This is a genomic window from Sulfurivirga caldicuralii (genome assembly GCF_900141795.1).
GTDB classification, from domain to species: Bacteria; Pseudomonadota; Gammaproteobacteria; order Thiomicrospirales; family Thiomicrospiraceae; genus Sulfurivirga; species Sulfurivirga caldicuralii.
This window is the reverse complement of sequence record NZ_FSRE01000004.1, coordinates 93285-107863: the sequence shown is the minus strand read 5'-3', so window position 1 is coordinate 107863 and position 14579 is coordinate 93285. Positions and strand designations below refer to the sequence as shown.

Here is a 14579-nt window from a genome sequence, read left to right as displayed (position 1 = left end):
ATGGACGGCCTCTACCCCAGCCTGCAGGATCTGACCCGCTGGCGCACGCTGCTGGCGCATCGCAAGCTGGCGCACCAGCAGCAGCTGATCGCACAACTGGGTGGCCAGCAGCGCAGCCCGCGCAAGGGCCGCGGCATGGAGTTTGCCGAAGTGCGCCCCTATCAGGCTGGAGACGAAGTGCGCCACATCGACTGGAAGGTGACCGCGCGCAGCCAGAAGCTGCACACCAAGGTGTTTACCGAAGCCCACGAGCGCCCCACCCTGCTGCTGCTCGACCAGACCGGCGCGCTCTGCTTCGCCAGCCAGGGGCAACTGAAATCCACGCTGGCGCTGCACGCAGCCAGCATCCTCGGCTGGCTCACGCTGGCGCAGAAAGATCGCATCGGCGGGCTTACCTTCGATCAGCAGCGCCACGCCTGGATTGCACCACAGCGCCATGAACGCGCCCTGCTGGAACTGCTGCGCCACGCCAGCGCCCTGCAACAGGCCGCCCGACCGACCCCGCGCAGCCCGCAGGCGTGGCAGCAGGCACTGGAACAGACGGCACGGCTGGCGCCCACGGCAAGCAAGGTATTTCTCGTCGGCGACGGGCTGGCGCTCAACGAGTCCGCCTTCAAGCTGCTGGGCCAGCTGCGCCGCCATCACGATATCGTCCTGCTGCACGTGCAAGACCTGCTGGAGAACCACCTGCCCGACATCGGCGTGGTGGGTGTGCGCCAGGGCGAACGGGCGCTGTATGTGGACACCCACGATGCCCGCCTGCGCCAGCGCTATGCCCAGCACGCCGCCGAACGCTGGCAGCAGCTGCGCAGTCGCCTCGCCCAGCTGCGCATTCCGGTGCTCCGCCTGCACACCCACGCCGAGCCCCTCGGCCAGCTGATGCAACAGGGCGTGGTGCGATGAACGACCCGCTCGCCAGTCTGCGCGACATCGTGCTGCCGCCACCGGTGGGCTGGTGGCCGCTGGCGGAGGTATGGTGGTTCATTATCGTCGGTACCATCGGCTTTGTGACCTGGTTCGTGTGGTTCCTGTGGCGCAACTGGAAGCTGGACGCCTACCGCCGCGAAGCGCTGCAGCAACTGAACGCCATCGAGCGCCGCTGGCGGGACGGCGAGCTGGACAACCCCGTGGAAGCCGTCAACGCCCTGCTGCGGCAAGTGGCAGTCACCGCCTATACGCGCGACCGCATCGCGCCCCTGCACGGCAAGGCGTGGGCGGCCTTTCTGCGCAACAATGCGGTACGTGTCATCGCCCCGGACGATCTGGACGAACTGCTGGCGCTGGCCTATCAGGCGGATGTGTCACGTGAAACGGAAAAGATCGAACGCCTGCTCACCTTCGCCCGCGAGTGGATACGGAGGCATCACCAGTGACGGTGTGGCTGGACGCAATCAAACAGCTGGACTTTCTGTGGCCGTGGGCGATCGCCCTGCTGCCGCTACCCTGGTTCGTGCGTCAGTGGCTGCCGCCCGCCCCACAGGAAGCCCCCATCGAAGCACCCACGCTCATGGAGGGGCTGAAGGCCGCCGTGGGCGGTGAAAAGGGCCTGCTGCAACAGCGCATCCGCCGCGAACGCATTCCCATCTGGGCGTGGTGGCTGTGGGCGCTGGTGGTGCTGGCGGCAATGCGACCCGTATGGTACGCCACGCCCACCGACTTCACCCAGCGCGGCAAGGATATCCTGCTGGCGGTGGATCTGTCCGGCTCCATGGAAAAGCCGGACATGCGCGTGCGCGGCCAGCCGGCGGATCGTCTCACCGTGGTCAAGCAGGTGGTGCGCGACTTTATCGCCAAGCGCAAGCACGATCGCGTCGGCCTGATCGTGTTCGGCTCGCGCGCCTTTTTTATCAGCCCGCTCACCTACGACCTGAACACGGTGCAGACCCTGTTGGATGAATCGGAAATCGGCATGGCCGGCAACAATACCGCCATTGGCGATGCCATCGCCATCGCCCTGAAACACGCGGTGGAACAGGATGCGCACAAGCCGGTGCTGATCCTCCTCACCGACGGCGCCAACACCGACGGCATCACCGACCCGCTAGCGGCCGCACGGCAGGCGAAGAAACAGGGTCTGAAGATCTACACCATCGCCATCGGTCGCGACAACACCCTCGGCAAGCTCCTGGGCGGCGGCTACGACTACGACGAAGAGATCCTGAAAAAGATCGCCACCCAGACCGGCGGTCGCTTTTTCCGCGCCAGCGATGCCCAGTCGCTGGCCCAGGTGTACGACACCATTAACAAGCTGGAAAGCGCCCCCTACGCCATTCACAGCCTGCGTGCCCACAGCGAACTGTTCGTGTGGCCGCTGGGGATCGTACTGCTCATCAGCTTTCTCATCGCAGGCAGCCGCCTGCGGAGGCAGCGCACATGAGTTGGGACAGCCTGCACTTTCTGCGACCGCTGTGGCTGATCGCCCTGTTGCCGTCGCTGCTGTTGTGGTGGGGCCTGCTGCGGCGCCAGCATCCGCTGGGACGCTGGGCTGCGGTAATCGAGGAACGCATTCTGCGCCTGCTGCAGCTGGAAACGGGTACCCCGCCGCAACGCTGGCCGCTGCACGGCCTGCTGGTGCTGTGGACGCTGGCAGTGCTGGCCCTTTCCGGCCCCACCGTATCGCAGGTGAGCGTGCCCGCCCACAAGACACGCACCGGCACGGTGATCGTGTTCGATCTTTCCCTGTCCATGCTGGCACAGGATGTGCCGCCTTCGCGGCTGGTGCGCGCCCGCTACAAGCTGCTCGATCTGCTGGAGCGCACCCCGCAGCAGAAGTACGCCTTGGTGGTCTATGCCGGCTCCGCCCATGTGATGCTGCCCATCAGCGATGATACCGCCACCCTGCACAATCTGGTGCCCAGCCTCAGCCCCACGCTGATGCCCCGTCTCGGCAGCCGGCCCGATCTGGCCATGGAACAGGCCGATGCGCTGCTGCGTGGCGCACAGATCGAGCGCGGCCACATTATCTGGATCACCGACGATCTTGATCGCGAACAAGCGCTGCGCAACTTTTTCAAATCACACGACTATTCACTGGCGATTCTGGCCGTGGGCACGCCTGAAGGGGCGCCCATTCCGCTGCCCAATGGGCAGATGCTCAAGGATCGTGACGGCAAGCTGGTCATCGCCCGCCTGCCGTGGGCGCGACTGCAGGCCTTTGCCCGCGAAGTCAATGCCGTGCTGACGCCGCTGACGCTGGATGACAGCGACATCGAACGCATCCGCCCGCCGTTTGCCGTGGGCAAGGCGCAGGATGCCGCCGAAACCGTGCGACAGTGGCAGGATCTAGGCCCATGGCTCGTGCTGCTGGTCGCGCTGGGCAGTGCCCTGCTGTTCCGCCGTGGCTGGGTGTTCGTGCTGCTTACCGCCCTGCCGGTGCTGCACCCCCTCCCTGTCTTCGCGCAGGCTGACAACGACAGGCGCGAAACCAGCCGCAGCGACTGGCGCGACATTTTCCGCACGCCCGATCAACAGGCGTATCAGCAGTGGCAGCTCAAGCATTACGATCTGGCCTGCGACCTGTTTGAAAACCCGCGCTGGAAAGCCGCCGCCTGCTATCGTGCCGGCCGGCTCAAGGATGCGCAACGCGCCCTGCGCAACCCGAAAAGCGCTGAAGACTTCTACAATCTGGGCAATATTCTCGCCCGTCAGCACCGCTACGCCGAAGCGCTGCGGCAGTATGAAAAGGCCCTCAGCCTGCGTCCCGATTTCGGGGATGCCAAGGCCAATGCCGAACTGATGCGCAGGCTCTTGCGCCAGCAACAGGCGCCGCAATCCCAGACAAACGGCAACACGCCATCGGCACAGCAGTCCAATCCCAACACCCCACAGCAAAAACCGGAAAAACGGCCCCCACCACCACAAAACCGCCCACAACCGGCAAAAAAACCAGCGCAGACACCCAGCCCGCAGGCAGCAAAAAAACCGCCCGAAAAAAAATCGGGGACCCCCCCTGCCGGCGGACAAAAGGCACCGGCTCAGCCTGGCACCAGGTCAACCAGGAAGGCCAATCAGGACGGCAGCCCGGATAAAGCGGTTACCGTGCCGGCCAATCCCTCGGCAAAGAAAGCCGACAACAGCAAACAGCTTGACACACGCAAGATCGAACCTTGGCTGCAACAGGTCCCGGATGAGCCGGGTCTCTATTTCCAGCGGAAATTTGAATATCAGCTGCAGCAAAAGGGCCTGCAGCAGGAGGAAGACAAGGCATGGTAAGCGCACTGCGTGGACTGATCCTCATGGGACTGCTCATCCTCTCGGCCAGCGCATTGGCCACGACGCTGGAGGCCGAAGTGGACCGCGCGCAGGTGGAGATGGGCGATGTGATTACGCTGACCGTTACCGCCCGCGATCTGTCCGTCACCCAGTCCCTGCCGGCGCCGGACTTTTCCGTGCTGGATCAGGATTTCAGGCGCTTGGCGCAGGAGAACAACACCCAGCTGATGGTGGCCAATGGCGCCATGCGCAAGTTTGAGCAGTGGCGCGTGCAGCTCTCGCCGAAACGCACGGGCATACTCACGATCCCGCCCATCAGGGTGGGAAAAATGTCCACCCGGCCGCTCACGGTCAACGTCAAACCGGCAAGCAACTCGTTGAAAGATCATCCTGCCTATTTCCTCGACAACAGCGTGAGCCCGCAAACGCTTTATGTGCAGCAGCAGGGCCTCTATATGCTACGCTTCTACTACCGCGGCGATCTGATCAACGGTGCAGTGGCACCGCCCACCTTCGGCACGGCACAGGTTCTGAGGCTGGCCAACCAGGCCACCTACCGCAAGCTGGTGGACGGGCTGCCCTACACCGTATTCGAATGGCGCTATGCCTTTTTCCCCACGGAGGCCGGCACACTCACCATTCCGCCGCAGGGCTTTCAGGGCCAGCTCTATCTGGATCAGCGTCTGCGCCAGGTAAGCGGCAACACGCAGCCGCTCTCGGTGAAAGTGCTGCCGATTCCGAACAGCTGGCCAGATGGCACGCCGTGGTTGCCTGCACACAACCTCACCCTCAAGGCCCGCTGGATCGGCATCGACAAGCCCCTCAAGGCAGGCGATACCGCTACCCTGGAGCTGACCATCGACGCGGATGGACAGCGGGCCACCCTCATTCCCGACCTGCCCATGCCCAAGGTGGACGGTATCCGCTTCTACACAGAGCCGCCGCAGCTGGATAACGATCTGCGCACGGATGGCGTGCATGGCCGCAAGGTGCTGCGCTGGACGCTTCTGTTTGAAAAGCCCGGTGAGCTGACCCTGCCGGCGCTGGCGCTCGCGTGGTGGGACGTGAACGCGAAGCATATACGCAAGGCAACCCTGCCGGCACGCACCTTCCATATTGAGCCGGCAGCCAGCCGTCAGACGCTGAAAGCCATCGAACCTAAAAATAAGGCCCCGGTAGTCCATCCCGGCGCGCCCCAGGACAGTTCGGCTCTGCAGCGCTGGCAGCTGGCCACCGCCGCAGCGACGCTGCTGGCACTGGTTTTCATGGGCCTGTGGTGGCGGCAGCGACGCCTTAGCGTCCGCACCACCCATCAGACGGAGACCGGCGACACTCAGGCCACGCGCCACCCGACGGGCCGAAAGCAGAGCGACCTGTGTCATCTGGCGCCCAAGGCCTTTTATCGTACTCTGCTGCAACAGCGGGACCGCTGGCCCCAGGACCGCAACTTTACCGAAGCTATGCATACACTGGAGCGGGCACTGCTGGTTGAGCCCGATACCCATCAGGCCGAAGCGGCCAAAGAGACCCTTTGTCGTCTGATTGAACAAATCCCTGCCAAAAAAGCGCCACCCGCCTCGACGCTGAAGCCCCTTTATCCCGACGCTTAGCTTTCATATAGTTCAGAAGGTTTTTCACCAAAACAACGAGGAGGATCATTTAATGAAGATGCGTTCACTTGCCCTGGCAATGCTGGTTGCGGCGCCTATCGCCGCCCAGGCGGCGGACACAGTCAATAATGTAGGTGTCGGCATTGTCGGCGGCACCGCAGGCGCCGGGATTGCGCTGGGCTACAGAATTAACGACAAGGTTACCCTGCGCGGCGAATTCACCAAATGGCGCCTGAGTGATACTAAGACCATCGACGACGTGGATTACGACGTGGATCTGGATCTGGGCTCCGTTGGCGCCTATCTGGACTGGCACCCCTTTGCCGGTAACTTCCGCGTCAGCGCCGGGTTTGCCAACAACCTAAATGAACTGCGCGTAAAAAACGCCTCCACAGAAACGACCACAGTAGGTGATGCAACTGTATCGATTAATCCGGGCGACCTTCGAGGCAAAGCAAATTTTGACTCTGCACCCTATCTGGGCATTGGCTGGGGCAACGCAGCACCCAAGGGATGGGGGTTCCGCTTTGATCTGGGTGCCTGGTTCCTCGGAAAAGCCGATGTATCCCTGAGTGCATCAAACACTGTGCGTACGGCAATTCAGGCACAAGGCAAAGATCCTGATACGGAAATCCGCAAGGAAGAGCAGAAAGCCAGAAACGATATCGGCGATGTGGTTTACCCCAATGTCTCCATTGCCGTGAGCTACGGCTGGTAAACCCAGGCTAAAACCTGCATGCTCCAAGCCCCGCTCCTGCGGGGCTTTTTGTTTTCAGGCACACGGCGGGACAATGGGTTGAAAACCGCGGATACACGCCCCATCAGAATAGATGTAAAGCAAAAAAATGAAGTCTGTAGCCGCTTTTTGTTAAACAAAGCAGCACGCGCAAAAGTGGATAGTGGTAAACTATTTTAATAAAAAATTTGATTAACTATAAAGATTGCCCATGAATGACAAGACACTTCTCGACTGGGATGCGCTGATTGCGCTCAAGGCCGTGGGAGAAAAGGGCACCCTCAAGGGTGCAGCTGATTCCCTCGATCGCGTGCCCAGCGCCATCAGCTATCAGATCCGCAAGCTGGAAAAACAGGTGGGTGCCAAGCTGCTGGAAAAGACGGGCAAGCGCGTCATCTTCACCCCGGCGGGTCGGGCACTGATGAAAGAGATCCCCGAGCTGATGGATGTGATGCAGCAGACCATCCATCATGTGCAGCAAGTGGCCCACGGCTGGGAAGCGCAGCTTACCATCGGCATCGAAGCCATGGTGCCAATCCAGCCGGTACTGGATGTCATCAGGCAGTTCCAGGCGCTGGAAACGCCTACGCGCATTAATATCCAGCGCGAAGTGCTGGCAGGCGCATGGGATGCGGTAATGACCGGACGCTGCGATATCGTCGTGGGTGCACCCGCACCCATGCCGGAACAGCGGCAGCTGCTGACCAAAGCCTTGGGCAAGACGGCGATGGTGGACTGCGTCGCACCGGATCACCCCGTGCTGCAAGATCAGGACAATGCGGACGACTATCCCATCATCGTTCTGGAAGATACCGCCTGTCAGCTGCCGCGGCGCAAGGCCAAGACGAACGATCACCGCAACAACCTGCGGGTCAGTACCCTGGACGACAAGCTGCAGGCCCAGCTGGCCGGGCTCGGTCACGGCTGGCTGCCGCAGTGGCTCGCCGCCCCCTATCTGGAACGGGGTGAACTGGTTGTGCTGGGCGAGCCGGAACCCACCAGCGAACAGTATCTGGTGTGGCGCAAGACCGACCGCGGTCAGGCGCTGAAGTGGTTTGTAGTGGCCCTCGGCGAAATCACGCTGAGCTGATGGTTGAATGAGTGGACGAAAATGATGCTGTTTTATCTGAGTGATCGCGCCCAGGCGCTGTTTGAAAAACGCTTTCCTCTGGAAGCCACGCCCGCAGAACTGCCCCGCGACAGCCTCAACTGGAGTGTCGAGGTGCGCGCCGTGGATGATGTCGACGGCAAGCAGGTCCCGGTGTGCGTGCTGGTGGAGGAAGTCACCCAGTTCGGGTTGCTGTTCACCTTTGCCGGTGAGCAGTTTGTGGCCCACTTCCCGGAAGTGTTTGCGCGACGCCTTACCACCCACCTGTCCGCGCTGCTCTCCAACTACCGTGGCCATTGCGAAAGCGAGCTGGAGCACCTGGCTGATCTGACCAGCGCACTGGCGCACGAAATCACGCGTGAACTGGTCTTTACCCGCGGCGTCACCAGTGCCGATGCAGCACGCACCATCGATGAAATCTACGCGGAATTGAAAGGCACCGCCCTGCCCGATTCAGAGGCAGCCATGGTGGAAACGGAATCCCGCCTCAACACCGTGCCGCGGGCTGTCGGCCACGAAACTGTGCTCCCCTATCGCGATTTTGGCCAGCTCATGTCGCTGTACGCCACCACGCGCATGATGCGCGACCCCGCCGAAGCGGAGCGCTTTCTCGATCAACTGGGCAAGAGCGTCGGGCTGTAACGCGCGCGTTGCAGGAGTTGGCGGCAGAGGATTGGCGCGAGCCGCTGGGTTTGACAGGGTCAAATGCAAGGCGATCCACAAAGCAGAAATCGCCATTGCGCCGCACCCTGCAGGGGCAGGGTGATTCTCGTCCAATGCAGCGTAGTGGCTCGTCCCCATGAAATGACCCTGACGCGCTCGCCTTGTTCCAAATCAGAATCACCCCGTTCGGTGGCCACTCCGGTCATGCCTGCAGTCTTATTCGACCAGCAGCTCGATACGCGGCGGCTGTTCGGATAGCCTGGCAAGCGGACGACACAGCACCAGGCGCGCCGAATCAATATTGCCAGCTCGCTGCAAAATCGCCCGCTTCACCTGCACCTGACGCTGCCGCACCAGCGAAATCAGCGTTGCAGACACCTTGTCACCAGCAGCACCCTTCGGTAACTGACCCGCCTTCTGCAACGCCTGTTGATCCGCCCTCGCAGCCTGAGCGCACAGTTTCACCACCAGTTTCGGACGTTTCTTCACAAGCGTAGCTATCTTGTCCAGATAGGCGGAAGGCGTTTTCATACGCGTGCTGCCTGGAACGAATTCAATCGGAGCCAGCCGAATGGCGGTAATCTGCTCGTAGAGAAACTTACCAACGGTAAGATAGGTGGCATAGGGCTGCAGCAGTTGCGACAGGCCGGTTACAGCTGCCTGCTGCACCGCCTTTTTGAACAGAATGCGGAACACGTCCATGAAATGGAACTGGGGATCGTCGAGATCGCCACTGATGGGTAGCCGCAGGCGAATTATGCCATCGTCTTCCTCCAGCAGTTTTAGTGCCTGTTGCAGGGCCAGTGCCTCGCCTGCCGTTTGGGAGGACGCCAGCGGATTCGCAGGTTTGCTCGAGTTCGCAGCCGTAGTGTCATCAAATTCCACACCATACAGTGTCAGCTGCGTGTCCACATTGAGCCGACTGCCGCGCAATTGCCCCTTGGCATCCACATTCAGCGTGCCACTGTTGAGCCCCACCTCCAGCACCTGACGAATCCATGGGGTCCAAGCCGTCAGGTCCAGATCCCGAGCCTGCAGGGTGGCGTCAAGCGCATGTTGAGGCAGCCATTGCAACGAACCTGCCGAGGTAATCTTTCCAAATGGCGGCCGCACGGCATCCATCGAAAAGGTTGCTGATCTGCTTGAGACCGTGGAAAAGTCATTCAGTTGCAGTCGGCGCACCAGCAACCGCTCCGCCGCCGGCGCCGGCGCGCGCAAGTGCAGGTCCAGCACCCCCTGTTGCAGTAGGAACTGACCCACGGACACGCCCCACACTGGCGACGTTTCCCCGCTGCTGGCTGCCGGGTGTGGCGTATTGAGCTGGGATGACGATTTTGTATCGGGCGTCTGTGGCTGCTCCCAGTGCAACAGTGCGCCATCGATAGCCACTTTCTGCACGTTGAGGCGCCGCTGCGACAAATCCCCATCCCCAGCGGCCACACGCAACGCATTCACCAGAACCCGATCTTCTCCGTTACGCGCATCGGCCCGATCGACGACGATCGCCTGCCACTGCACGCCCGTCTTGTCATAACTCGCCTCGGCAAGCGCCACTGAACCCACTTGCAGCGATTGCCCCACAGAGGTCGCCTCCACGCCCTTTAGCTGTCCGGAAAGCCCTGCAAGCCCGATTTCAGGCGGCTTGTTCCCCTTGGCAAAAACTGTCGCCCGCAAAAAGTCGGGGACCCCCCCCGAAAAGGCCATTTCCGCCACCTTGAGACGCGTGGCTTCAGTCTGAATTTTTAGCGCTTCGGCACGGAGCTGACCACCAAGACTGAGTTGCACGTGCGAACGCGGGTCCGCCTTCACCTGGACATCCAGCCCATCGCCGCGCAGGGTGTTGAGATGCAGTCGCGTGTCGGCCTGCATCGCCGCCAGGCCTTCAAGGCGCGTCGCACCCTTGAAATGCGCATTGAATGTGTTGCCTGAGCGCGTCACCTGCAGAGCGGTTGCATTGAAGGTCGCCCGGCCAAGCAGGACCTCGGGCGTGCGCAGGTCGTGCGCGCTACCTGTGCCCGCAAAGTTCACACTCAGCTTCTTGTCAGTGTATTCCCCTCGGAGCGTACCCTTGATGTCAACGCGGCCAGCCTGCTGCTTGTTTATTTTTAGCGCCTGAATCGAGCCACTGCCCCACAACTTAAAGTGAGCGGGATCAAGCCCAGTTGCGTCAAAGCGCCAGTTCTGCGTCAGCGTTTCAAACGCCAGCTCAGCAGCGTCTGGCGCATAGTGTTTCAACCACGGCTCGAGCTGAGCGGCGTTGAGCTGCTGAATGCCAATAAAACCCTGGGCGTGCTGCGCGGGCACGTCGACAGTGGCTTCGCCGGAAATGCGGCTGTTTTCCCAGAACAGATCCCAGTCTGCCTTCAGCGGCTGATCCTCGAAGGGCAGATGAATAGCAGCAAGACGGACATTCTGGATGCGCACAGATTGCGTTGTGGTGCCGGGCTTGAGCTCGACGCGCAGATTTTTAACCACCGCCCGTTTTAGCGAAAAGGGAAACGGCAAGGCCGGCGCAGTCGCAGGGGTGTTGGGCTCGGACTGCAGCGGAACCGTAACATGCCCCCAGTGCAGCGCATCCCTGTCAAAGGCAAGGGACACCGCACCGCCGTTGATCTCGATACCATGGACGGCTAAGCGACCCTTCAATGCGGCCGCAACATCAACCGCCAAATGCACCTGTTCAAGATATTGATGCTGGTCAAAGCGAAGTTCGCGAATCCACAGCTGCCCCCGTAGGGGATTGCCACCGACATCGCCGACCCGAGCGTGTGTGAATCCCAGCTCATGCAGAGCCGTTTCCAACCCCATGCGCAGCAGCGGCTGCCAGGCAAGGCTCAACCATACCATCAGCAAAAGGATGGCAAGCAGAACAATGCGAAGCAATTCGGCGATGTGTTTCACGTGAAACATCAATTGCCATTGAAATGGCGTTCAGCAATCTTCTGCACTTCCGGGTAGTTGGTCTTGCCGGTTCCCAGAATCGGCACCTGCTCCACCAGAATAACCGTCTTGGGAATCATGATCTCGGCCACGCCCGCCTTGCGTGCGGCCTCCTTGATGGTCTGCTTGCTCAGCGTCTCGTCATCGGTCACCAGCACCAGCTGTTCGCCGCGCTTCGGATCCGGCACAGAGACCACTGCATGGTGTCCCTCTGGTGAATGTTTGTTGATGTAATTTTCCACCGCCGTCAGCGAGACCATCTCGCCAGCGATCTTGGCGAAGCGCTTGGCACGACCAAGAATGGTGACGAAACCTTCCTCGTCCACCTTGACGATATCGCCGGTATCGTGCCAGCCATCCTTGGGTGGTACCAGCACACCCGGGTTGTCGTTGAACAGATAGCCCTTCATCACATTGGGGCCCTTCACCCACAAGCGACCCCCTTCGGCGATGCCCGGCACCGGCTCGAGGCGATATTCCACGCCCGGAATGAACTGGCCCACTGTACCCGACTTGTGCGACTGCGGAATATTCACCGCCAGCACCGGCGAAGTTTCGGTAACGCCATAGCCTTCGTAAATCGGCTTGCCAAACTTGTCCGCGTACAACTGTCGCGTCTCCGGACGCAGACGCTCAGCGCCGGCCACAAAGGCGGCGATGTTGTAGAAGTCCATGGGATGGGCCTTGCGCGCGTAACCGGTAAAGAAGGTGTCGGTGCCAAACATGTAGCGCGCATTGACCTGATAGGCCATTTCCGGAATCACCTGGTAATGCAGCGGCGACGGATAGAGGAAACAGCGGGCACCCTTAAGCAGCGGCCAAAGCAGCCCCGCCGTCAGACCGAAGGAATGGAAGGTGGGCAGCGCATTGAACACAGTTTCATGGGGCAGCATCTGCAACATGGCGCTCACCTGCTCAATATTGGCGAGAATGTTGGCATGGGATAGCACCACCCCCTTGGGCGCGCCTTCAGAACCGGAGGTAAACAGCACCACCGCCTCATCGTCCGGCTCGGCATAAAAACCCGGCACGCTGGAATCCGAACGCAACACGCCCAGCACCTTGCTCAGGCCGCCGATCTGTTCACGCACGTCTTCCAGAAAGATGATCCGAACCACCTTGGCCAGTTCATCTACCACGGCATGCAGCGCCATGGCATCCACGAACTTGCGCGAGGTAACCACCGTCTCGACTTCGGCCGTGCGGCACGCGGAACACATGGGCCCGGCGCCGGCGGTGAAGTTGAGCATGGCCGGCGTATGGCCATACGCCTGCAGCGCAAAGAAGGTGGCCACCAGCCCGCTCACGTTGGGCAGCAGCACACCCACCCGTTTCTGCCCGGCGATTTCCTTTTCCAGGGCATGACCCAGCACCTTGCTGGCGATGATCAGTTTCTTGCGCGACATCTGCGCCTGGTTGATGTCGTTCAGACAGATTCCCTTGCCATCGTAGAAATCCGCCGCATGGACCAGCTGGGCAAACAGCGAACGCGGCTGATAGCGCGCATAAAAGGCGTTGTCGCGCATCAGCAGGAACAGTTTGTTCTGCAGATAGCGGTGTTTCTGATGTCCATTGAGGTCCGCCGGCGCTGCAATCTCTTTTGGCGGCAGCACCGTCAGCACGATTTTCGGGAACCAGCGCTGACGCACCCACGCTGCTCGCGTACCGTCCAGATAAGAGAATTTGGAGAATTGTGCCCCTTCGATATGAATGGGCACCACAATCGCACCAGTCTTTTCGGCCACCATCGCCGTGCCATCATACACCTTCATCAGCGAGCCGGTGGTAGTGATACGCCCTTCCGGGAATATCATGCACTGCTTGCCCGCCTTCAGCGCCTTGATCAGATGTTTGGTGGCCATGGCATTGAGCATGTCCACCGCCACGTAATCCGCCAGCTTCAGCAGCCACTTGCGCAGGCCGACGATCTGCCGGCTGTCGATCATGAAAGTGGTCCTGCCGGGGATGAAAAGATCGATCAGCGGACCATCCAGCAGCGAGACATGGTTGGCGATGAGCAGAATGGGGCGCTCGCTCTGACGGGCGGCGTGGTAATTTTCCAGCCCGCGCACTTCCACACGGTAAAAGAGCTTGAACAACAGCTTGGCAAGAAATTTCACCGGCTTGACCTCATGCAATCTTCCAATCGTATAAGGATACCACGCCTGTATCCAATCAACTGCCGTGCAGCGCGTGCCATCCCATTGCCAGTCCCGCACCCAGCACCATGAACAGCGCATTCATCACATTCAGTGCGGCAAACAGCTGCCCCCGATGCGCCGCATCCGTATAGCGCTGCAGCCACACATACAGCGGCACGATCCACAGTCCCCCCGCCAGCGCCGCCAGCGCAAACAGCGCCCACCACAGCGTATTGTGCTCGGGAAAGACGAGCCACACCCCTGTCAGTGCCAACGCCGCCGCTGCCTGTGCCCACCATGCCCATGGCAAACGGATGTGCTCACGGTGCAGAAGATAAGCCAGGCCAGCACCTGCAGACAGGGAAATGGCAAAAGTCATCAGCAACCAGGCGGCACTGGCCGGCGCACCCAGCGCATCCGCCATCAGTGGAATCTGACTGAGCACAATGCCGCCCAGCATCCAGAACAGACTGATGGAGAGCATGATCGGCCAGGCGTGATGACTTCGGGCAAAACGCAGACTGGTGTGTACCGCCCGCCACGGATTCCACTGCAGGCACAACGTCCGCGCCGCAGCCGCCACGGGCGGCACCCACAACGCAGCCAGCCAACCGACCACGGACAGGGCCACCACCCCCACCAGCCAGGGCTGTACACCCCAATGGGCATAGCCGGCGGTGCCGGCCAGCGTGCCCAGCAGAATGGCCACAAAAGTCGAGCCGCTCCACCAGCTATTGACCGCCACCAGATCCTCATCTCGGAAGAAATCCGGCAGGATGCTGTATTTCACCGGTCCAAACAGGGCCGACTGTGCCCCCATCAGAAACAGCACCATCAGCAGCAGCCAGGGCGATCCCAACATGAAGCCCACTACCCCCAGCGCCATAATGAACACTTCGCCGCCCTTGATCCAGCGAATCAGCCTGTGCTTTGGCAGACTATCCGCCAGCTGACCCGCCAGCGGCGAGAGCACCACAAACGGCAGAATGAAGATGCCCGCCGCCGCGCTCACCCACACCCCCTTGTGCGGCAGCGTCGCCTCAAAGGTGAGCCACATAACCAGCAGGTTCTTGAACAGATTGTCATTTAGCGCGCCCAGAAACTGCACGGTAAACAGGCTCCAGAAGGCACTCTGCGGTTTCACGTGAAACACAAAATAAACCCCTTAA

General features: G+C 61.0%; 11 protein-coding genes. 8 read left to right on the top strand and 3 right to left on the bottom strand.

What is annotated here, in order from left to right; genetic code table 11:
- The 8 genes from BUQ81_RS08230 (at position 1) to BUQ81_RS08195 (ending at position 8308) form a co-directional block, all read left to right on the top strand.
- On the top strand, positions 1-903 hold the full coding sequence (locus BUQ81_RS08230) for a DUF58 domain-containing protein (RefSeq protein WP_074201929.1): 903 nt from the start codon (positions 1-3) through the stop codon (positions 901-903).
- Positions 900-1373 (top strand): DUF4381 domain-containing protein, encoded by a 474-nt coding sequence (locus tag BUQ81_RS08225; protein ID WP_074201928.1) that lies wholly within the window; start codon positions 900-902, stop codon positions 1371-1373. Before BUQ81_RS08230 ends, BUQ81_RS08225 begins: the two co-directional genes overlap by 4 nt.
- The gene (locus BUQ81_RS08220) at positions 1370-2377 is read left to right on the top strand and encodes a VWA domain-containing protein (protein ID WP_084188328.1); all 1008 of its coding nucleotides are present in this window, start codon (positions 1370-1372) and stop codon (positions 2375-2377) included. Before BUQ81_RS08225 ends, BUQ81_RS08220 begins: the two co-directional genes overlap by 4 nt.
- Entirely contained in the window at positions 2374-4212 is a 1839-nt protein-coding gene (locus BUQ81_RS08215) for a vWA domain-containing protein (protein WP_074201927.1), read from the top strand. The genes BUQ81_RS08220 and BUQ81_RS08215 overlap by 4 nt, the downstream gene beginning before the upstream one ends.
- The gene (locus BUQ81_RS08210) at positions 4206-5822 is read left to right on the top strand and encodes a BatD family protein (protein ID WP_074201926.1); all 1617 of its coding nucleotides are present in this window, start codon (positions 4206-4208) and stop codon (positions 5820-5822) included. The genes BUQ81_RS08215 and BUQ81_RS08210 overlap by 7 nt, the downstream gene beginning before the upstream one ends.
- A 52-nt stretch (positions 5823-5874) precedes the next feature.
- Complete coding sequence (locus tag BUQ81_RS08205; protein ID WP_074201925.1) at positions 5875-6540, top strand: hypothetical protein; 666 nt, start codon at positions 5875-5877, stop codon at positions 6538-6540.
- 229 nt (positions 6541-6769) lie between these two features.
- Positions 6770-7648 carry a LysR family transcriptional regulator gene (locus BUQ81_RS08200; RefSeq protein WP_074201924.1) on the top strand — a complete coding sequence of 293 codons (879 nt, stop codon included), beginning with the start codon at positions 6770-6772 and terminating at the stop codon, positions 7646-7648.
- A gap of 21 nt (positions 7649-7669) precedes the next feature.
- Positions 7670-8308, top strand: a complete 639-nt coding sequence (locus BUQ81_RS08195) for a hypothetical protein (RefSeq protein ID WP_074201923.1) — start codon at positions 7670-7672, stop codon at positions 8306-8308.
- 237 nt (positions 8309-8545) lie between these two features.
- Here the strand turns inward: BUQ81_RS08195 and BUQ81_RS08190 are convergent, their stop codons facing one another.
- Genes BUQ81_RS08190 through BUQ81_RS08180 form a run of 3 tightly spaced genes read right to left on the bottom strand, consistent with a single transcriptional unit; the run spans position 8546 to position 14563 of the window.
- A complete protein-coding gene (locus BUQ81_RS08190; protein WP_159432282.1) occupies positions 8546-11230 on the bottom strand; it encodes a DUF748 domain-containing protein in 2685 nt (894 codons plus the stop codon).
- Between the two features lie 8 nt (positions 11231-11238).
- Positions 11239-13389 carry an AMP-binding protein gene (locus BUQ81_RS08185; RefSeq protein ID WP_074201949.1) on the bottom strand — a complete coding sequence of 717 codons (2151 nt, stop codon included), beginning with the start codon at positions 13387-13389 and terminating at the stop codon, positions 11239-11241.
- 55 nt (positions 13390-13444) lie between these two features.
- Positions 13445-14563: an MFS transporter gene (locus BUQ81_RS08180; RefSeq protein ID WP_074201921.1), complete on the bottom strand. Its 1119-nt coding sequence runs from the start codon at positions 14561-14563 to the stop codon at positions 13445-13447.
- Positions 14564-14579: the final 16 nt, after the last annotated feature.

Excerpts from the sequence above, each read along its gene's own strand:
- BUQ81_RS08230 (WP_074201929.1), top strand. The coding sequence starts at position 1 with ATGGACGGCCTCTACCCCAGCCTGCAGGATCTGACCCGCTGGCGCACG.
- BUQ81_RS08225 (WP_074201928.1), top strand. The coding sequence starts at position 900 with ATGAACGACCCGCTCGCCAGTCTGCGCGACATCGTGCTGCCGCCACCG.
- BUQ81_RS08215 (WP_074201927.1), top strand. The coding sequence starts at position 2,374 with ATGAGTTGGGACAGCCTGCACTTTCTGCGACCGCTGTGGCTGATCGCC.
- BUQ81_RS08210 (WP_074201926.1), top strand. The coding sequence starts at position 4,206 with ATGGTAAGCGCACTGCGTGGACTGATCCTCATGGGACTGCTCATCCTC.
- BUQ81_RS08205 (WP_074201925.1), top strand. The coding sequence starts at position 5,875 with ATGAAGATGCGTTCACTTGCCCTGGCAATGCTGGTTGCGGCGCCTATC.
- BUQ81_RS08200 (WP_074201924.1), top strand. The coding sequence starts at position 6,770 with ATGAATGACAAGACACTTCTCGACTGGGATGCGCTGATTGCGCTCAAG.
- BUQ81_RS08195 (WP_074201923.1), top strand. The coding sequence starts at position 7,670 with ATGATGCTGTTTTATCTGAGTGATCGCGCCCAGGCGCTGTTTGAAAAA.